We start from the raw sequence: 18,162 nt of genomic DNA on the forward strand, positions 1-18,162 counted from the left end.
ACGAGCCCGTGCGCGCCCACCTCTGAGGAGCACCCACCCATGCCTCTTCCCGAACCCGAACCGATCCCGCTGTACGGAAAGAGCTACAAGCGTGATCCTTACCCCCTCTACACCGAGTTGCGCGAGCGCGGCCCGGTCCACCGCGTCCGGTTCCCGAGCGGTGTACGTGCCTGGCTCGTCACCGGATACGAAGCCGCTCACCGGGCACTGAACGACTCCCGGCTCGGCAAACACCACTCCCGGGGCAACGCGGCCTGGCGCGCCCGCGCCTCGATCATGCCGGAGCCGCAGCACTCCCAGCTCCAGGTGCATCTGCTGCACCAGGACCCACCCCGGCACACCGCCCTCCGCCGACTGATCACCGACACTTTCGCGCCCCGGCGCGTCGCGGCACTCCGTCCGCGCTTCGCGGCACTGGCGGACGCGCTGCTGGACGAGCTGCCGCCGGCCGGGAGCCGGGAGCGCGGCGGCACCACCGACCTCGTCGCGTCGTTCGCCGCCCGCTTCCCCTTTCTCGTACTCGCCGAGGTCATCGGCCTGCCGGAAGAGTTCACCGGACGCTTCGACCGGGACTGGGGCAAGGTCGTCCAGCCCGTCGGCCCGGCGGACCCCGGCCGCCCGGCCTATGAGGCGAGGCTGCGCGGCCTACAGAAGTACATCGCCGGTCTGGTGGGCCACAAGCGGCGAGAACGCGGCACCGACCTGCTCTCCCGTCTCGTCGCGGCCCACGACGAAGGGGCCCTGGACGGCGCCGAACTGGACTCCATGATCTTCCAACTCCTCGTCGCCGGCCAGGAACCCGTCACCCATCAGATCACGACGGCCCTGATCGCCCTGCTGCGCCACCCGCACCACCTCGCCGCACTCCGCGACGACCCCGCGCTCCTCCCCCGCGCCGTCGAGGAACTGCTCCGCTACGACAGCGCTTTCGAGCTGACGACCTGGCGCTTCCTCGCCGAGGACGCGGACGTGTCCGGCACCCGGGTTCCGGCCGGCGACTCCGTGATCGTCTCGCTGTGCGCGGCCAACCGCGACCCCGCCCGCTTCCCCGCACCCGACACCCTGGACCTCGGCCGGTCCCCCAACCCCCACCTCGCCTTCGGCCACGGCATCCATTTCTGTCCGGGCGCCACCCTGGCCCGTACCGAACTGCACATCGCCCTGGAGACGCTGCTCCGTCGCCTGCCGGGTCTCCGCCTGGCCGTACCGGACAGCGAACTGAACTGGATACCGGCGGTGCTCGCGCGGGGAGTCAGCGAGCTTCCGGTGGCGTACGGCGGGCCCTCCGCCGGGCGGCCTGCGGCGGGGAGTTCCCCTGCGGCTCGGTCCCGGGCGGCGGATTCCCCAACGGGGCGGTCGTCGGCGGAGAGTTCCCCGGCGGCAAGCTCGGGTGCTGCTCGCGGTTGCCCCTTCGGCACCGCCGTATCCGCCGCCACGGTGGACACTGTTGTCGCCGCTGACCCCGTCGCCGCACCCGCACCCGTCCCGGCACCCGCTCCCGCTCCCGAGGAAGCCCGATGAACAGCACGGCGGCAGCGGCCGCCATCCTCACCGCCCTCCTCCCGCACCGCCGCACCCCGGAGGCGACGGCCGCGGACCGAGCGGCCACCGCGGCCCATTTCCCGTACCACCTACGACAACTGGAAGCCCTGACAGCGGCCCGCCGCCCGATCCGCTTCACCCTCCCCGGCTTCCCCTGCAAATCCCCCAACCCGGCCAAGGTCATCGGTCGGCTCCCCGACGAGGGGGAACGCCTCGCCCTGCGCTTCCTGGACCAACTGTGCGCCCGGATCGGGGAGCTGTACGCGCCGGGCGCGCGGCTCGTCATCTGCTCCGACGGACACCTCTTCAGCGATCTGATCGGCGTCCCGGACCCGCACGTCGACGCGTACAACGACGCGCTGCGCGCCATGATCCGTACGGCCGGGCTGTCCCACCTCACCACCTTCGACCTGCGGGACGTCTACGGGGACCGGCCCTGCGACGCCAAACGCGCCGAGGTGCACAGCCGGTACGCGCCCTCCCTGGACTCGCTGCGCGCCGAAACCCGGAACCCGGCCGCCGACGGCGGCGAAACGCTTCGCGTCTACCGCGGCATCACCCGCTTCCTGTTCGAGGACACCACCGGCTTCGAAGGCACCCGCTCCGCCCTGCAACGTGCCTGCCGCACCCGCGCCTACGGAGTCGTCCAGCGCAGCCGCGCCTGGGGTGCGCTGATCGCCGAGCACCATCCGGACGCCGTCCGGCTGTCCATCCATCCGCAGCCGCCCGGCACGGCGAAGTTCGGCATCCGCCTGCTCGACGCGCCCGACGTGTGGATGACGCCGTGGCACGCCTGCGTGCTGCGCGACGCGGACGGCGGTGTACGGCTGATGCGCGCGGCGGACGCGGCGCGGCTCGGACGGCTCGTCCACCGGGACGGCCGCCCGAGCCATTACGTGCAGGACGTGAACGAGGCCGGGCGGCCGGCACCGGCTCGGACGACGGCCATGGCTCAGCTCCCCTGCCCCACAACGGCATCCGCAACGGCATCCGCAACCGCATCTGCCCCTGCCTCTGCCTCTGCCTCTGCCTCTGCCTCTGCCTCTGTATCCACGACGGCACCTGCGACTGCACGCTGATCGAGGGCGATCAGCGGGTCCCCCGTCAGCGGGTGGTCGACCACCGCCGCCCGTACCCCGAACACCTCGGCCAGCAGCTCCGGTGTCAGCACCTCGCGCGGCGCACCGGACGCCACCACCGTCCCTTCGGAAAGCACATGGAGCCGGTCGCAGACCGAGGCCGCCGCGTTCAGGTCGTGCAGGGAGACGAGCGTCGTACAGGCCCGGCCGCGCAGCAGGCTCAGCAGCTCGACCTGGTGCCGTACGTCCAGGTGGTTCGTCGGTTCGTCCAGGACGAGGACGTCCGGTGCCTGGGCGAAGGCGCGGGCGAGCAGGGCACGCTGCCGCTCCCCGCCGGAGAGCGCCGAGAACCGCCGCCCGCCGTGCTCCGCCAGCCCCACGTCGGCCAGGGCGCGGGCCACGGTCTCCCGGTCGGCCCGGTCGTCGCCCGCGAACGCCCGCTTGTACGGGGTGCGGCCCATCGCCACCACCTCGTGGACGGTGAGTTCGAAGTCGCCGCCGCGTTCCTGGGGCAGGGCGGCGATGTGCCGGGCGGTGCGCGACGGCGGCATGGCCCGGATGTCCTCCCCGGCGAGCAGCACCCGGCCCGCTTCGGGGTTCAGATGCCGGTAGACCGTACGCAGCACCGTGGACTTGCCGCTGCCGTTCGGGCCGACCACACCCGCGATCTCACCGGGCGCGGCCATCAGCCGCACCCCGGCCACCACGCACCGGCCGGCGTAGGACACCCGCAGGTCCTCGATGTCGATCCGCATGCCCTGCCCCGTGGCCGCTTCCGTACGTACTCCTCCGCCGGCCGTGCCGGTGCCCCTCCTCGCACTCATGCTCCCGCTCCCGATCCCAGCCGCCGGTCCAGCACGTACAGCAGTACGGGCGCGCCGATCAGCGCCGTCACCACGCCCACCGGCAGTTCCTGGCCGTCCATGGCGGTACGGCACACGATGTCCACCACGACCAGCAGGAGCGCCCCGGTCAGCGCGGCCAGCGGCAGCAGCCTGCGGTGGTCGCCCCCGACGATCAGCCGGCACAGGTGCGGCACCATCAGCCCCACGAAGGCGACCGCCCCGGACACCGACACCAGGACACCGGTGAGCAGGCTGGTCACCACGAACAGCAGCCGGCGCAGCCGCACGACGTCCACGCCGACGCTCGCCGCCGTCTCGTCCCCCATCGTCAGCGCGTTCAGCGCGCGGGCCCGCGCCTGGAGGACCAGCAGCCCGGCCGGTACGGTGACGGCCGGCAGCAGGAGCGTGCCCCAAGTGGCGCCGCCCAGGCTGCCCATCAGCCAGAACAGCACGCCGCGCGTCTGCTGCTCGTCACCGGCCTGCAGTACGAGGTAACTGGTGAACCCGGCCAGGAACTGCCCGATGCCGACCCCGGCCAGCACCAGCCGCAGCGGCGCGAAGCCGCCGCCCCGGCGGGCCAGCGTCCACACCAGCGCGAACGAGGCGAGCGCCCCGGCGAAGGCGGCCGACGACAACCCCAGGCCCCCGCCCAGCCCGAACACCCCGCCCGCCCCCGCCACGGTGCCCGCGCCCAGCACGATCGCGGCCACCGCGCCCAGCGAAGCGCCGTTGGAGATGCCCAGCAGGTACGGATCCGCCAGCGGGTTGCGCACCAGCGCCTGGGTGGCCGTACCGACGAGCCCGAGGCCCGCGCCGACCAGCGCGGCGAGCAGCGCCCTCGGGACCCGCAACTGCCAGACGATCAGGTCGTCCGTCCCCGGCCGGGGCGGCTCGCCCCCCAGGCGCCGGAACACCACCGACCACACCTCGGCCGGGGCGATGTCGGTGGCACCGAGTGCGACGGCCGCGGTCAGCGCGACGAGCAGGGCGACCAGCAGCCCGAGAGCGAGCCAGACGGCACGGGCCTGGCCGGGCCCCCTTCCCTCGGCACCTCCGACCCGCCCTTCCTCAGCACCTCCGACCCGCCATTCCGCGGCGCCTCCGGCCCGTCCTCCCTCAGCTCCTCCAGCCCGCCGTTCCTCGGCTCTTCCGGCCCGCCCGTCGTCCTGCCCGACGGCTCGCCCGAGGTCCGGCCCCGGAGCCTGCTCGACGGCCTCCCGCCTCGCGCCCGGCGCTGCCATCAGCGGTCCGCTCCGGGCTCGGCCAGGCGGTCCGGGTAGAGCGTCGCCGCGATCCGCCGCACCGTATCGGCATTGCCCACCCCGGCGATGGTCGTCTGCTCCGAGCCGATACGCAGGAATTTCCCTTCCCGCACCGCGCGCAGCCCCGCCGTGGCCGGGAATTCCTTGAGGAACTTCTCAGCCTCGTCGAATGCCTTCCCGGTGGCCGCGGCACTTCCCCGGTTCCGTACGCCGAGCTGGATCCAGTCCGGGTTCTTCGCGACCACGTCCTCCCACGACACCGGCTGGAAATCGCTCGCGCAGTCCGCGAAGATGTTCCGCGCCCCCGCTTCGGTCAGCACCGCGTTGGCCACCTGCCGGTTGCAGACCGCCACGGGCTGTTTCGTCCCCGCGTCGAAGTCGAAGAAGAAGTACGACGGCCGCTTCGCCGCAGGCACGTCGGCAAGGGCCGCACGTACCGAGGAAACCTTCTTCTCCATCTCCGCCACCAGTCGCCCCGCACGGTGCGAGGTACCCGTGACCTGCCCGAGCCGCCGGATGTCGGCTTCCACCGCGGACAGGTCCCGCTGCGGCACCTTCTTGCGCGGCGCACACGCCGTAGAAGCCAGATAGACGTGCTTGATGCCCGCCGCGGCGAATTCCTCCTCGGTCGGACCGGTCGCCGCGCCGCCCATCATGCCCATGGACGCGAACGTGTCGATATAGACATCGGCTCCGGACCCGAGCAGCTTCTCCTTCGGGATCACCGTCTTCCCCAGCACCGGGACGCGTTGCGCGCGGGCGTCCAGTTCGGGAGGCAACGTGCCTTTCCCCGGCGGGAATCCGGTACCGACGACCCGGTCGCCCGCTCCCAGCCGGAGCAGCATTTCCAGGCTCGCCGCATTGCTCGTGACAATCTTTCGCGGCGCCTCGGAAAACGTCGTCCGCCGCCCCTCGCAATCGGTGACCGTGGCGGGAAAGCCACCCGCTCCGCCGCCCCGCCCGTCCGCGGCGTCCGCCGCCGCCTGCCCGCCGGAACTACCGCAGCCGGTGGCCAGCGCGGCCACCCCCAGCACCCCCACGATCGCCGCCACCGACCGGCCTCGCCACGCCGACCGACCTTCCGGCACCATCCGGCCTTCCCAAGCCGACCGACCTTCCGGTGCTGCCCGGTCTCCCGACACGGACCGGCCCTTCGACACCGACCGGCCCTTCAGCACCGGCCGGCTCCCGGCCACCGGCTCCACCAGATCCATCCGAGGACGCATACGTCCGCTCTCCCTGCCTCTCGACCGCCCGAGGGCCCGCGCGTGCGGGCCCGGGACCAGGTAGTCGAGCGGACGGCGCCCCGGGTTCCCGCCGTATTGGTCCGATGACCACACCGCGGCCGGGCGTTAGAGTGTGCGGGCCGTGGTGTCGGGAAGACCGGTGAAGACCGTCAGGTCCAGACCGGAGCGGCCCTCGCCACTGTGATCGGGAAGTTCCCGCCCCGTTCCGTACGCGCCCCGCGCCCGTACGGAGCCACTGGCCGCAGCCCGCGACCGGGAAGGCAGGGGCGGGCGCGCACACCCGTCAGCCAGGAGACCGGCCACGGCATCTCACGAACTGATCCACGAGGTGCTGGAGCGTGACCACCGGATGCCCCCGTCCGCCAATTCCCCTTCCCCTTCCCCTTCACCGTCCCCGTCTTCTCCCCCCTCCCCCTCCCCCTCCACTTCGCCGTCCCCGCCGTCCGCTTCCGCGTTCCGCTGGCGGCGGCAGGACACCGTGCGGACCGCCGGGCTGATGGCGGTCATAGCCGCCCTGCACGTCATCGCCTTCGGTGTGCTCTTCCTGCTGGTCGTGCCGCAGCACTACGCCGTCGGGTCGCAGGTCTTCGGGGTCGGTCTCGGCGTCACCGCGTACACCCTCGGTATGCGGCACGCCTTCGACGCCGACCACATCGCCGCCATCGACAACACCACCCGCAAACTGATGGCCGACGGCAAGCGCCCGGTCTCGGTGGGCTTCTGGTTCGCGCTCGGGCACTCCAGCGTGGTCGTCGCCATGGCGGCGCTGGTCGCCGGCGGCGCGCAACTGGCCGGCACCCTGCTCGACGACGGATCGAGTGCCCACCAGGTGCTCGGCACCGTGGGCACCACGGTCTCCGGCAGCTTCCTCTACCTCATCGCCGCGCTCAATCTGGTCGCGCTGGCGGGCATCTGGCGGGTGTTCCGGGCGATGCGGCAGGGCCGGTACGACGAGGCGGAGCTGGAGCAGCACCTCGACTCCCGCGGCTTCATGAACCGCGTACTGGGCCGCTTCACCCGCTCCATCACCCGGCCCGGCCAGATGTACCCGCTCGGCCTGCTCTTCGGTCTCGGCTTCGACACCGCGACCGAGGTGACGCTGATGGTGATGGCGGGCAGCGGCGCGGCGGCCGGTCTGCCCTGGTACGCGATCCTGGTGCTGCCGCTGCTGTTCGCGGCGGGGATGAGCCTGTTCGACACGCTGGACGGTACGTTCATGAACTTCGCGTACCAGTGGGCGTTCTCGAACCCGGTGCGCAAGGTCTACTACAACCTCACGATCACCGGTCTGTCGATCGCCGTCGCCTTCTTCATCGGGACCATCGAACTGGTCACCGTCCTGCACGAGAAGCTGAACCTGACGGACGGCGTGACCGGCTGGATCTCGGCGATCGACCTGGACAACGTGGGCTTCATCATCGTCGGCCTGTTCGTGGTGGTCTGGGCGGCGGCGCTGGCGTACTGGCGGCTGGCCGGGGTGGAGAAGCGCTGGTCGGCGCGGGCCACCGAGGCGACCGGGGCCCCGGAGGCCGCACGGGCCCCGGAGACGGCCGGGGAGACCGCCTGACCCGTCGCCCGACCTACCGGGCCCGACCTACCGGACCCGGTCTGTCCGCTCCCCGCCCCGCCCTTCATCAGTGGGGGCCGGGCCACCGCCCCCACCCGCCATCGGCAGGGTCGGCCGCCGCCCCACCCTCCACCGGCAGGGTGGGGCGGTGACTGCTCCCGCCCTGCCTCAGGTCGCCGAACCGGCCGCCGCGCCCGTCTTCAGATCACGGCCCCAGCGCGCCAGCTCGGCTTCGAGGTCGAGCGGGCGCAGCCGGTCCGGTTCGTCCGGGCCCGGCCAGTCCGTACGGGGCACCCGCCACATGACCTCGAACTCGTTGCCGTCCGGGTCCTTGGCGTACAGCGACTTGGACACCAAGTGGTCGGTGGCGCCGACCAGCGCGCCCCGCCCCGCCAGGTCCGCCGCCACGTCCGCCAGCTCCCCGAGGGTGCCGACCTCCCAGGCCAGGTGGTAGAGCCCCACCCGGCCGTGCTCGGGGCCCGGCGCACCGGCGCCGACCGCGAACAGTCCGAGATCGTGATCGTTGGCGGTCCCCTCGGCGCTGAGGAACGCGGCCCTCCCCGGTATCTCGGTGTCCACCCGGAACCCCAGCGTTTCCGTGTAGAAGGCCACAGCGCGCGCCACGTCCCGTACGTAGAGCACCGCGTGATTCAGCCGCCGCACTGCCACGTCAATCCCTCACCTTCCGCTTCTCCCCGCACCCATCACTTCACGGCACATCACGTCATGCCACACTCGGCTCCCCCGGCTCCACCCGGCTCGCCAGGAATCAGTCGCGCACCAGCAGCATCACGAACGCGACGATCACGCCGAACACCAGGGCGGCCACCCCGTACGCAAGGCGGTGGTTGCGCAGGACCGGGAGCAGCCGGTCGACCGCGTACCGGCCGGGGCCGGTCAGTGCCAGGGCTCCCGCGCCCGCCGTGAGCAGCAGCTCGTACTCGACGCCCTCGGGCGCGAAGAAGCCGCCGCCCCACTTCACCGCCAGCGCGTTCACCATCGTCCCGACGACCGCCGCGCCCGCCAGCGGCGTCAGCAGCCCGAGGACCAGCCCGAGGCCGCCCAACGTCTCGCTGAGGCCCGCCACCACGGCCATGGCCTTGCCGGCCGGGTAGCCGCTGGCCGTGAAGAACTGTCCGGTTCCGTCCAGCCCCGGTCCGCTGAACCAGCCGAACAGCTTCTGCGCACCGTGCGCAGCCATGGTCAGGCCGACCGCGAGCCGCAGAACCAACAGACCGATGTCGTACGCGTGCGGGGTCGCGGCATGGCGGTCGTCGACGCCGCTGCCGTAGTCGCGAAGGGGGCTGAGGGGGGAGGACATGCGAGCGCTCATTTCTGTCTGTCTGGTCCGTCCGGACCGGCGTGCCCTACGGGAGGACCGACGCCGCCCCGACGGAAGTACTTGAAACTTCAAGTCAAACACCGACGATACACATCACTTGAAAGTGAAACAACACCCCCACCCCTCACCCTCCGAACGCCACCCCACACGATGCGTAACCCTTAAACCTACCCCCCACACCCCCACCACACACCGCATCCACACCAAGACCCACCCCACCCCACCCCCAGAAAAACCACTCCCCAACACCGCCCACCCCTCCCTTCCCTCCCCTCCCCCCTCATCTCCCTCTTCCTCCTCATCCCCCTCCCCCTCGCCCACCTCTGCCGCCCTCTCCCCACCCCTCCGCAACCGCCCACGTGTCCTTGTCCCCACCGCGCCACTCGACGAGCCCCGGAGTGTCCAGGTCGATGTCCTCGGCATCCGGCGCCAGCCCCGCATGCCGCAGGAACTCGGCGACATCACCACGCCCGTGCGCCAGCCCGACGATCTGCCCGTGGACAGTGACCCGCCGCCCACCGGACGAGGAGGGCGGGTGGACGATCACCGGCGGATGCTCAGCCATGCTTTCAGCGTGCACCGAGACCGCCCACCACGCATGTCGGCCGCACCGCACCATGCCGGCCCCATTGCCGGAGAGCTGCACGGAAGCGCGCCCACCGATACTCACCGAACCAGCGTCGCCGGTCGTGGCGTTGACGTACGGAACAACCGCGCCAGGCTTGACGAGCCGCCCGGCGTCCGCGACGCACCACACGGCAAAGCCGGCGCACCGCCCCGGCACGCGACATCCAAACACCGTCCGACCAGCAACATCGACGTCAACCCCAAATGCCGAAGACCCCCCGTCAAGATCGACGGGGGGTCTTCGCGCTGGTGGGCACAACAGGATTTGAACCTGTGACATCTGCTTTGTAAGTTCGATCAGCGGTTGGCCCTGGTGGCACCGCCCGCCGTCGCCGGGTCCGCGTAAGGGTGCTTGTGTACATTCAGGTCCGACGTCGTTGATGTCAGCCGTGGATGTCAGGCTCCTTGCGATCCGTAGCCCACCTAGATCGGCGTAAGAGACGGTCGCACAGATCGGCGCACGACCCAGCCCAGCCACCCATGGGCAGAGCCGGTCGCCCCGGCTACCACACTTCGTCGCCGTACAGCGACCACAGCCCAAGATCCGGCGGCTCGTAACGCCCGACACACAGCCGGAGCATCCAATTGGGCGACGGCCACCATCAACCGGCTCCTCTACCCAAAGCACCTGCTGGAGGTTGTGCGCCGCGTTGCAGCGAGTCACCGATGAAGGAGCCGACGGCGCCAGATGCGCGAATGTACATTTAAGGCGCGTACATGATCAATCCGTACAAGCTCGCTGGCTCGTCTCGGCTGGCGAGTCACCACATCTCATAGCCAGCTCTTCAACTACCTTTGTACCGCATTCGGGGTAAGTCTCGACAGGTAAGCACCTAAGCTACCAACATGCGACGTCAGCAACTTGAACTACTCACCATTCAGGCCGTAGAGCGGGTACTAACTGGAAACGGAAATGAAGATTCACTGATCGAATTCAAGTCAGAATGGCCTGACGTTTCAAAGTCCAGGCAATTGGCCGGCCACGCCAACAGCGCTCAGGGTGAGGAAATAATCTGGATCATCGGAGTGAATGAGAAGCAACGGAAGCTGACCCACCCAGCAAAACCCGACCTGGCGACTTGGTGGGCACAGGTAGGAAAAAGATTCGACGGACAAGTTACTCCAGAAATGACGGACCTCTCCGTTCAGATCGGCCACCACGGATCGGTAACTTCCCTTCTCTTTCAAACAGATAGAGCACCTTACGTCGTGATCACAGAGGCAGGCGGTAAAACAGAAAGAGATGTACCGATTCGCGATGGCACGCGCACTCGCAGTGCAACACGATACGAACTACTTCGCCTGCTGACGCCGGCCACCTCAGTACCAACATTCTCCTTGCTTGGAGGGGAAGCGCATCTATCTTCGCCCGTGACTGGCTACGAATGGTTCTTCGATGGCGATGTGGCCTTCTATGCAGAACAGCCAATCGGGAACTCGTGCTTCCTCCCAGCGCATGGCATGTCTGGCCTGCTCACCATCACGGTGGAGGAGGGCGAGCCTCTACAGCTACCCCTCACCGTAACCCCCAGTCACAACTACCGAGATGCCAGCGGCACTACATGGCGAGCCGATGGTGCACTTATCGACGGACCTTCCCGCTTCGCCGTTCACATGAATTACCAAGGACCTGACTTCTATTTTTCGGCGCCCGATAAGGCCAAGGAAATCCACGCAAGGCTCGAATTCTCAGTTGCCGGAGCACAGCGACGTGCGATCGCAACCGTCCCCTTCTCGTCTCCCACGCCATTTCATATGCCATCGCAAGGACGCCGTCTCGCCGTCAGGGTTTCCAATACCGATTAGCCCACTGGACTCAAGTTTTTGTCGACCACTCGTCCCAAAACTGTCGTGACGGAATAGTCACCGTGAGCCCATAGGGCACGGGCTCCTCAAACAGGTGACTCCTGACCAGCAATCTTGGCCGGGGACCATCCCGCTTACCGCCCGATGATAAAAGTTATTCCCCTGCCGAGCGGGCACGGCAGAGGCACGGCGTCTCGGTAAAACATTGTTACTCTTCTCCCCAAAACGGTGGTATGCCCAGCGGAGCGTCCGCGACGGGCTTGACCCCATCGCGGCAGCAGTCGCTCCCCCTCGGCCACGTCATGGGTGTTGGTCCGCTCCCGCTGGCGCGTGTGTGACGACGCCGGTACGGCGATCGGCCCCGTTGGCCGTTGCAGGCGGCAGTGCTCCGCTCCCCAACCCCCGCCCCCTCCGTAACCTGCCCTCGTCGACAGGACCAGGGCTTATGCGGAAGGCGGCAGCGCGCCCGTCACGTAAACCGCTCACCGCTTCCGCCTCCACCTTCATCACCCCTTACCTGCACCCTTCCCTCCTCCCTCGAAGCTCCCCGCCGGGTCTGCCTTTCTGGCGAAGCTCCCCGCCGGGTCTGCCTTTCTGGGCCGGGGGCTCTGGTGCTGCTGCTCAGCTCGTCCTGGTGGCGGGCGTCTGCGGCCTGGTCATGCGGGGCGGGCGTCGCGGGTGGCGGTGTTGGCTGGTGGGGTGTTTGCTCGTTCCGGCGCCGCTTTTGGGCGGGGCAAAGCGTGTACGAAGCACCCCGTGGCATCGTCAGGTGGCGCGGGGCCGGGGGCCGGGCGGAGCGGGCCGGAGGCAGGAGCGGCGCCCGAGCCCCCGAGCTCCGCGCCGGCCCGCGTTGCGGGCCGGTGGGGTGAGCTTCGTAGCGGTGGCTGCCAAAGCCGTTGACCCGCGCGCCGGATGCCGAAGGCAAGAGCACCCGCAAGGCCAACGCCGTCCCCCGCAGGGCCCGCCCCGGCGACGGCCGGACCGCTGGGTACTTGGCCGACGGGAACGAACCCGTCTGCACGCTCTCACCAGCTGCTCACGGGCTTCCATCGGGGTTTCGCGTCCGTACGCGCTCGGCGTCAGGGCAGCCCCGGCCGGGAGCGGCAGCCTTCCTGCGGGAGTTCCCGGTGAGCTCCCCCTCCCACCCCCTCCCCGCCCGCAGGGCGGGGCTTGAACCAGTAGAGAAAGTTGTAACTCAGGCTGGCGGGAGGGGCTTGAAGTCCTCTGTGCAGGCGGGGAGTACGGTGCCCTGTCGGTGGGCGAGGGGGAGGAAGGTCACGGGGCGGATCGTCCAGGTGATGCGGGTGTTGGTGTGGGTGATGGTCACCGTGTAGGGCTGTCGGCGGAGCAGGGCCGCCCTGGCCTTCAGTCGTCCTTCGCAGAGCCATGTCCAGGCTTCGTGTGAGGCGTCCGGGGAAAGGGCCGGTGTGATGGTGCGGAGGGCGACGGCTACCCACCTGTCGGCCTGGTGGGCCGAGTAGGCGTCGAAGGATGCGTGGAGGGCCGGCCTCTCGGTCGGGTTGGCGAGGTCTTGGGTCCAGCATTCGCACCAGTAGCCGCGGCGGGGCTTGTCGGTCTTCAGCATGGGTGGGCTCCTGGTCGGTTACTCGTGAAGAGTTCGGCGGTGATGGTGTGGGCGCCCTGACTGCTGTGGACCACCACGCGGTGAGCGATCGCGTTGACCAGGCCGAGCCCGCGGCCGTGCTCGGCGTCCGGATTTTGCTCCTGGCCCTGCTCCTCGATCTTCGGGAACGTGCCTGCACCTCCGTCGTCCGTGACCGACAGGGCGATGACTTGCGGGGTGACCGCGAGGGACAGATGGAAGCTGCCGGAGTCCCGCCCGCTGGCGGTGTGCAGGATCGCGTTGGAGCTGAGCTCGCTCACGATCAGCTCGGCGTCCTCGGCCAGCGGGGAATCGCGCAGTATGTCGCGGGTCCATCGGCGGGCCCGGCTCACCTCTTCCGGGGAACCTGGGCAACTGAGCCCCCAAACCTGGACTCTACTCGTATACTCGTGCATACAAGTTCCTTCGTGCTGGTAGGCCGCCATGTGCAGCGGGTTCGGGCTAGACGAGTTTCACGCCGTCGTGGGCGCGGACGGCCGGCGGGGTAGTGGCGTCGAGCGCGTCCAGGACGCGGATCGCGTACGCCTCGTCGGCGAGTTCGGTGACTTCTTCGCGGGTGGCCCATCGCAGCGCGCGGGTTTCGTCCCCGGTGGTGGGGGTGCCGTCGGCGGCCCGGCAGCGAAAGACCAGAGAAACGATCAGGCCCGTCATGTTCTTGTAGACGCCGGTCAAGGTCGCCGGAAGCTCGATCTTGATGCCGGTTTCTTCGAGCACTTCGCGCTGAAGGGCTTCCGGAATGGTTTCCTCGCGTTCGAGGACTCCGCCCGGCGGTTCCCAGTGGCCGTTGTCGCGCCGCTTGATCAGGAGAGCCCGACCTTGGTCGTCAACGATGACTCCGGCGACGCTCACGGAGTGCGGACGGTCGGTGCTCACGTTCCTCGGCCCCTTCGGATGGCTAGGCTCTCCACCGTAGCAATAGCACTCGCCCACTCGTCTAGATACCTAAAGGAGTAGTCCACGTGACGTCTCTTCCGAGCGTTCTTGGCGCTCTCGACCCCACGAGTGATCGTGCGGTTTTCCGGCAGATCGCCGATCAGCTTCGCGAGGCCATCGACCGTGGCCGGTTCAGGGAGGGGGAAAAGCTGCCCTCGGAAGCTGAGCTGGTGGAGCACTACGGGGTTTCCCGTATGACGGTGCGGAACTCCTTCTCGGTCCTCCAGGGCGAGGGCCTGGTCCACGCCGAGCACGGCAAGGGCGTCTTCGTCCGGCCGCGCCCGCCCGTCCGGCGACTCGCCTCCGACCGCTTCGCCCGGCGCCACCGCGAGCAGGGGAAGTCCGCGTTCATCGTGGAGGCCGATGCCGTCGGCAGTCATCCGAAGGTGGACGGCCTGGAGGTCAAGGAGGAGAAGGCCAGTCAGGACATCTCGGCCCGGCTCGGCTCCGTACGGCGGGTGCTCGCCCGGCGCCGCCGCTACCTGCTCGACGGCCGGCCGGTCGAGTTCGCTACCTCATACCTGCCGCTCGACATCGCCCGCGGCACCCAGATCGCCGAACCCAACCCCGGCCCCGGCGGCATCTACGCCCGACTGGAGGAGCTGGGCCATCACCTTGACCACTTCGAGGAAGAGATCCGCGCCCGGATGCCCTCACCTGCCGAGGTCAAGACGCTGCAACTGGCGTCCGGCGTCCCGGTGATCCACCTGATCCGCACGGCGTACGACAAGGAGAAGCGGGCCGTGGAAGTCTGCGACACGGTAATGGCGGCGGACGCGTACGTCCTCTCCTACCAACTCCCGGCCACCTGACCGGCGGTGCGCGAGGCCACTTTTTCGGACTCGTACACCCCGACACGCATACTCGTATAGACGAGTGGCCAAGTGGTGTGGCAAGGTGGTCCCAGTTCCCGGAGAAGCCGGGTACGCAGACTGCAACTTGTCTAGACGAGTAGATGGGAAGAAACCTTGCGCACCATCCGTGTGGAGACCTCGGCCGCGACGATCCTGCTCACCGAAGCGCCTGAGCCCAAGGTCCGCGACCGCAAGACCGGCGAGATCGCCAAGGACACCAACAGCGGCGAAGCGCTGATGACGATCGGCGTCGTCTACATCGAGGAAGGGGAGTCGTCCCTGATCAAGGTCACCGTTCCGGAGAGCGGCGCCTCCGAGGGCCTGGCGCTCGGCGCTCCGGTCTCCCTGCCCGGCCTGGTTGCCCGGCCGTGGGAGTCGGTATTCAACGGCCAGCAGCGGCACGGCATCGCCTACCGGGCCGCCGCCGTCACTCCGGCCGCCTTCCCGGCCGCCATGGGGGACGCGGCCTGATGACCGACCTGGCAACGCTTCTGGAGGTGGGTGGTCCCGTCGCCGCACTCGGCGGTGGGGCCGCCTACGCCCGGGCGCGACACCCGGGCGTCTACTGGTCCACGGTCGGCCTGCCGGTCTCAACGGCCCGGCTGCTCGGCTCGTACAGCTCGGTCATGGAAGCGTGCGGCCTTACCGTCTCTCCGTCCCGGCTGCGGGTCCTGGCGGTCAAGGCCGCCACCCGCCGCGAGGTCCGGCCCGTACCGCCGCGTCGCGGCATCATCCGGCCGACCACGACGGGGTTACGGCTTCGGCTCCGGCTCGCCCCTGGGCAGGAACCCGCCGACGTGGCGGCCTCGGCCGAACGCCTGCGCCATGCGTGGGGCGTGCACGCCGTGTACGTGACGCCCGTCAAGCCGGGCGTGATCGACCTGCGGTTGGTGGGCTTCGACGTGCTGCGGAAAGTTCGTATGCCGCGCAAGCTCCCGGCGGGGCTGCTGAAGATCCCGGTGGCGCTGCGGGAGGACGCCACGGCCTTCGTGCGGGACTACCGCACCGTTCCGCACGGGCTCACCCTCGGCGCGACGCTGTCGGGCAAGTCCATGTACCTGCGCCACCTCATCGCCGGGCTGGCCCGGCAGCCCGTCGCCCTGGTCGGCATCGACTGCAAGCGGGGCGTGGAGCTGGCTCCCTTCGCAGCCCGGCTTTCGGCGCTGGCCACCGATCCCGATCAAGCGGCTGTACTGCTGCCCGTGCTCATCGAGGAGATGGAGAACCGGTACGACATGATCAAGGCCCGGCAGGGCATCGCCCCGGACACACCGGACGAGGAGATCACCTCCGACATCTGGGGCCTGCCTGAGCATGAACGCCCCGTGCCTGTCGTGCTGTTCGTGGATGAGGTGGCGGAACTCTTCCTCGTCGCCACGAAGAAGGACGAACAGCGCCGGGACGAGATGGTCACCCAGCTCATCCGTCTTGCTCAGCTTGGCCGGGCGGCCGGCATCTATCTGGAGATCTGCGGCCAGCGCTTCGGTGCCGAACTGGGTAAGGGCGCGACCATGCTGCGCGCCCAGTTGACCGGCCGTGTCTGCCATCGCGTGAACGATGAAGCCTCCGCGAAGATGGCGTTGGGCGACATCGCGCCCGAAGCGGTCTCCGCCGCCTGTGCCATCGCCCCTGAACAGCCCGGTCTCGCCGTGATCGGTGACGCGTCCGGCGGCTGGTCCCGCGTCCGTACGCCGTACCTGTCGCTCGCTGAGGCGTCCGAGACCTGCCACGCCTCGGCCCACCTGGTCCCCGACCTGCCCGCGCTCCAGCCGTTCCGGCCTGCTGTGCCGGTACGGCCGGTCAAGCCCCCGGCTCCGGTCGTTCGGCCGCAACCGACGACCGGCTGAACTCCACCTTCCCCACCGGTTGGCGTGATCGCCTCGCGCCGTGTCCCTACCCCCGCCATGCCTGAATCCGGAAGGAGCCGCAGTATGCGCGCCCTGCTGGCCCGCGTTGATGCGGTGCTCGTCCAGGCGGTCATCGCCGCCGCTCTATCCTTCGCCCACCTGCACGACATCGCCTCGGCGGCCGGTCAGGACGGGTGGAAGGCATGGGCTTACCCCGTCTCCGTTGACCTGCTGCTGGTGGCCGCCTGGCGGCGGCTGCGGACCTGCGACGAGAAAGCAGCCGGATGGTGCTGGTTCGTGATCGCACTGGGCGCGTCCCTGGGCGCCAACGTCGCCACCGCCGGACTGCTCGACCTGAACCACGTACCGGCCTGGCTGCGCATCCTCGTCGCGGGCTGGCCTGCGGTCGCCTTCCTCGGCGGCACGCTGCTCGCTCACTCCGCAGCGGTTCCGGCAGAGGCACCCGCCGCCGATGAAGACCAGGAAGAGCCCTCGATCATCGAGGACCAGGAGGACGCGCCCGACCCGGCACCGGCACTCCCGGCGCCACCGGCCCCCGAACCGGCTCCCGCGCCCCCTGCGGTCTCCGTCCCGGCCGCCCTGATCGAACACGCCCGCAAGGTCGCCACCGAGCACCACACCCGCACCGGCACCGCCATCGACACCCCGACCCTGCGCGCCCGCCTCGGCGTACCTCTGCCGATCGCTGACGCCATCGCCGCCCAGCTCTGAGAGGAGATCTATATGAGCGCCAACCGCCGCTTCCGCTCGGTCACCCGCATCGGTCCCGTCCAGGTCGGCACGTCCTACGACGGCCGTGGCCGGGAGAAGCACACCGCCGCCTGCACGGCTCCGCGCTGCGGCTTCTCCGCCGACTACGACAGCCGCGCCGCCGCCGAACTGGCCGCCCGTACCCACCGCTGCCCCGTCCGCTGATCCATGCGCCGAAAGGATTCCGCCCCGTGACCGTCAGCCTCCCGCTCGTCGTCGTCCTCGGCCTCGTCGCCTGGGGCGCGGTCAAATACCTCGGCGTCCGCATCTGGATCGTCGTGGTGATCGCGCTCTTCGGCTTCTGGCTCTCGCACACCTTCATGGCGCCGGCCATCGAGAACGGCACGCGCTCCGGCGTCAACATCATCAACGGCTCACATGACTAGACGAGTAGATAAGGAGACCTCTGCCGTGTTCCTGCCCAAGTACCCCGACAGCCCGACGCCGCCCACGCACATCACCCCCACCGCGGCCGACCCGGCCCCCGCCCGGCGGCCCGTCCCTCAGATCTCCGTCAGCACCGGCGCCGTCGCGGCCATCCTCCTCGGCGGGGTCGTGCTCACCGCGCTCCTGGCCGCCGTCGCCGTCTCGGCCGTGTCCGTCGCGGTCGCCGCCGTCGTCCTGCGCTCGCTCCTCCGCGACCAGCACCGCCGCTGACCGACCAGCAGCACACCGAACCCCCGGGCCGGCCTCGATACCGCCAAGCATCCGCCGCCCCGGGGGCCCTGCTCCTCCCAGCCCAAGCCAGAAGGAGAAAGGCCATCATCACCCCCGCCACCCCGCCCCCGCTCACCGAACTCGGAGAACTGGCCGCCC

Annotated in this window: 18 protein-coding genes, 2 pseudogenes and 1 riboswitch; of the genes and pseudogenes, 11 read left to right on the forward strand and 9 right to left on the reverse strand. The window is 69.8% G+C overall.

The features are described from left to right. Window positions 1-39 precede the first annotated feature (39 nt). Window positions 40-1,278: pseudogene (locus AB0A97_RS03105) on the forward strand (cytochrome P450); the annotation flags it as partial. A gap of 239 nt (window positions 1,279-1,517) precedes the next feature. Further along, window positions 1,518-2,384, forward strand: a pseudogene (locus AB0A97_RS03110) (isocyanide synthase family protein); the annotation flags it as partial. A 110-nt stretch (window positions 2,385-2,494) separates the two neighbouring features. Here AB0A97_RS03110 and AB0A97_RS03115 read toward each other — a convergent pair. From AB0A97_RS03115 to AB0A97_RS03125, 3 genes are all read right to left on the reverse strand, one after another. Further along, window positions 2,495-3,376, reverse strand: a complete 882-nt coding sequence (locus AB0A97_RS03115; protein WP_361145207.1) for an ABC transporter ATP-binding protein — start codon at window positions 3,374-3,376, stop codon at window positions 2,495-2,497. Between the two features lie 65 nt (window positions 3,377-3,441). After that, a complete protein-coding gene (locus AB0A97_RS03120) occupies window positions 3,442-4,707 on the reverse strand; it encodes an iron ABC transporter permease (protein ID WP_361143668.1) in 1,266 nt (421 codons plus the stop codon). Next, window positions 4,707-5,819, reverse strand: a complete 1,113-nt coding sequence (locus AB0A97_RS03125; RefSeq protein WP_361145210.1) for an ABC transporter substrate-binding protein — start codon at window positions 5,817-5,819, stop codon at window positions 4,707-4,709. The genes AB0A97_RS03120 and AB0A97_RS03125 overlap by 1 nt, the downstream gene beginning before the upstream one ends. 261 nt (window positions 5,820-6,080) lie before the next feature. Then, a riboswitch (cobalamin riboswitch) is annotated at window positions 6,081-6,294 on the forward strand. Window positions 6,295-6,471: 177 nt separating this feature from the next. On the opposite strand from AB0A97_RS03125, the gene AB0A97_RS03130 reads away from it, so the two are divergent. Then, complete coding sequence (locus AB0A97_RS03130; RefSeq protein ID WP_361145212.1) at window positions 6,472-7,542, forward strand: HoxN/HupN/NixA family nickel/cobalt transporter; 1,071 nt, start codon at window positions 6,472-6,474, stop codon at window positions 7,540-7,542. 168 nt (window positions 7,543-7,710) lie between these two features. Here AB0A97_RS03130 and AB0A97_RS03135 read toward each other — a convergent pair whose 3' ends face one another. The 3 genes from AB0A97_RS03135 to AB0A97_RS03145 all read right to left on the reverse strand — a co-directional run bounded on the left by AB0A97_RS03135 (window position 7,711) and on the right by AB0A97_RS03145 (window position 9,449). Then, window positions 7,711-8,211 carry a VOC family protein gene (locus tag AB0A97_RS03135; protein ID WP_361143670.1) on the reverse strand — a complete coding sequence of 167 codons (501 nt, stop codon included), beginning with the start codon at window positions 8,209-8,211 and terminating at the stop codon, window positions 7,711-7,713. A 100-nt stretch (window positions 8,212-8,311) separates the two neighbouring features. Then, entirely contained in the window at window positions 8,312-8,863 is a 552-nt protein-coding gene (locus AB0A97_RS03140; protein ID WP_361143673.1) for a DoxX family protein, read from the reverse strand. A gap of 319 nt (window positions 8,864-9,182) precedes the next feature. Next, on the reverse strand, window positions 9,183-9,449 hold the full coding sequence (locus tag AB0A97_RS03145) for a hypothetical protein (RefSeq protein WP_361143676.1): 267 nt from the start codon (window positions 9,447-9,449) through the stop codon (window positions 9,183-9,185). A 908-nt stretch (window positions 9,450-10,357) separates the two neighbouring features. Between AB0A97_RS03145 and AB0A97_RS03150 the strand changes: the two genes are divergently transcribed. After that, window positions 10,358-11,317 carry a hypothetical protein gene (locus AB0A97_RS03150; protein WP_361143678.1) on the forward strand — a complete coding sequence of 320 codons (960 nt, stop codon included), beginning with the start codon at window positions 10,358-10,360 and terminating at the stop codon, window positions 11,315-11,317. A gap of 1,195 nt (window positions 11,318-12,512) precedes the next feature. Here the strand turns inward: AB0A97_RS03150 and AB0A97_RS03155 are convergent. Genes AB0A97_RS03155 through AB0A97_RS03165 form a run of 3 tightly spaced genes read right to left on the reverse strand, consistent with a single transcriptional unit; the run spans window position 12,513 to window position 13,790 of the window. Further along, window positions 12,513-12,902, reverse strand: coding sequence for a hypothetical protein (locus tag AB0A97_RS03155; RefSeq protein WP_361143681.1), 390 nt, complete (start codon window positions 12,900-12,902; stop codon window positions 12,513-12,515). Next, complete coding sequence (locus AB0A97_RS03160) at window positions 12,896-13,336, reverse strand: ATP-binding protein (RefSeq protein WP_361143684.1); 441 nt, start codon at window positions 13,334-13,336, stop codon at window positions 12,896-12,898. Before AB0A97_RS03160 ends, AB0A97_RS03155 begins: the two co-directional genes overlap by 7 nt. A gap of 46 nt (window positions 13,337-13,382) precedes the next feature. Beyond that, entirely contained in the window at window positions 13,383-13,790 is a 408-nt protein-coding gene (locus tag AB0A97_RS03165) for an NUDIX domain-containing protein (RefSeq protein WP_060730812.1), read from the reverse strand. A 110-nt stretch (window positions 13,791-13,900) separates the two neighbouring features. On the opposite strand from AB0A97_RS03165, the gene AB0A97_RS03170 reads away from it, so the two are divergent. The 7 genes from AB0A97_RS03170 (at window position 13,901) to AB0A97_RS03200 (ending at window position 18,003) form a co-directional block, all read left to right on the forward strand. Continuing rightward, window positions 13,901-14,686, forward strand: coding sequence for a GntR family transcriptional regulator (locus tag AB0A97_RS03170; protein WP_361143687.1), 786 nt, complete (start codon window positions 13,901-13,903; stop codon window positions 14,684-14,686). Between the two features lie 156 nt (window positions 14,687-14,842). Next, window positions 14,843-15,199, forward strand: coding sequence for a hypothetical protein (locus AB0A97_RS03175; protein ID WP_361143690.1), 357 nt, complete (start codon window positions 14,843-14,845; stop codon window positions 15,197-15,199). Beyond that, entirely contained in the window at window positions 15,199-16,575 is a 1,377-nt protein-coding gene (locus AB0A97_RS03180; protein WP_361143692.1) for an FtsK/SpoIIIE domain-containing protein, read from the forward strand. The genes AB0A97_RS03175 and AB0A97_RS03180 overlap by 1 nt, the downstream gene beginning before the upstream one ends. 84 nt (window positions 16,576-16,659) lie before the next feature. Beyond that, window positions 16,660-17,307 carry a DUF2637 domain-containing protein gene (locus AB0A97_RS03185; RefSeq protein WP_361143694.1) on the forward strand — a complete coding sequence of 216 codons (648 nt, stop codon included), beginning with the start codon at window positions 16,660-16,662 and terminating at the stop codon, window positions 17,305-17,307. A 12-nt stretch (window positions 17,308-17,319) separates the two neighbouring features. Further along, a complete protein-coding gene (locus tag AB0A97_RS03190) occupies window positions 17,320-17,511 on the forward strand; it encodes a mobile element transfer protein (RefSeq protein WP_004986816.1) in 192 nt (63 codons plus the stop codon). Between the two features lie 26 nt (window positions 17,512-17,537). Continuing rightward, entirely contained in the window at window positions 17,538-17,732 is a 195-nt protein-coding gene (locus tag AB0A97_RS03195) for a hypothetical protein (RefSeq protein WP_361143698.1), read from the forward strand. Between the two features lie 25 nt (window positions 17,733-17,757). Then, window positions 17,758-18,003 carry a SpdD protein gene (locus tag AB0A97_RS03200; RefSeq protein WP_361143700.1) on the forward strand — a complete coding sequence of 82 codons (246 nt, stop codon included), beginning with the start codon at window positions 17,758-17,760 and terminating at the stop codon, window positions 18,001-18,003. Window positions 18,004-18,162: the final 159 nt, after the last annotated feature.

Origin of the sequence: Streptomyces sp. NPDC045470 (assembly GCF_040646595.1) — a bacterium.
Lineage (GTDB): Bacteria > Actinomycetota > Actinomycetes > Streptomycetales > Streptomycetaceae > Streptomyces.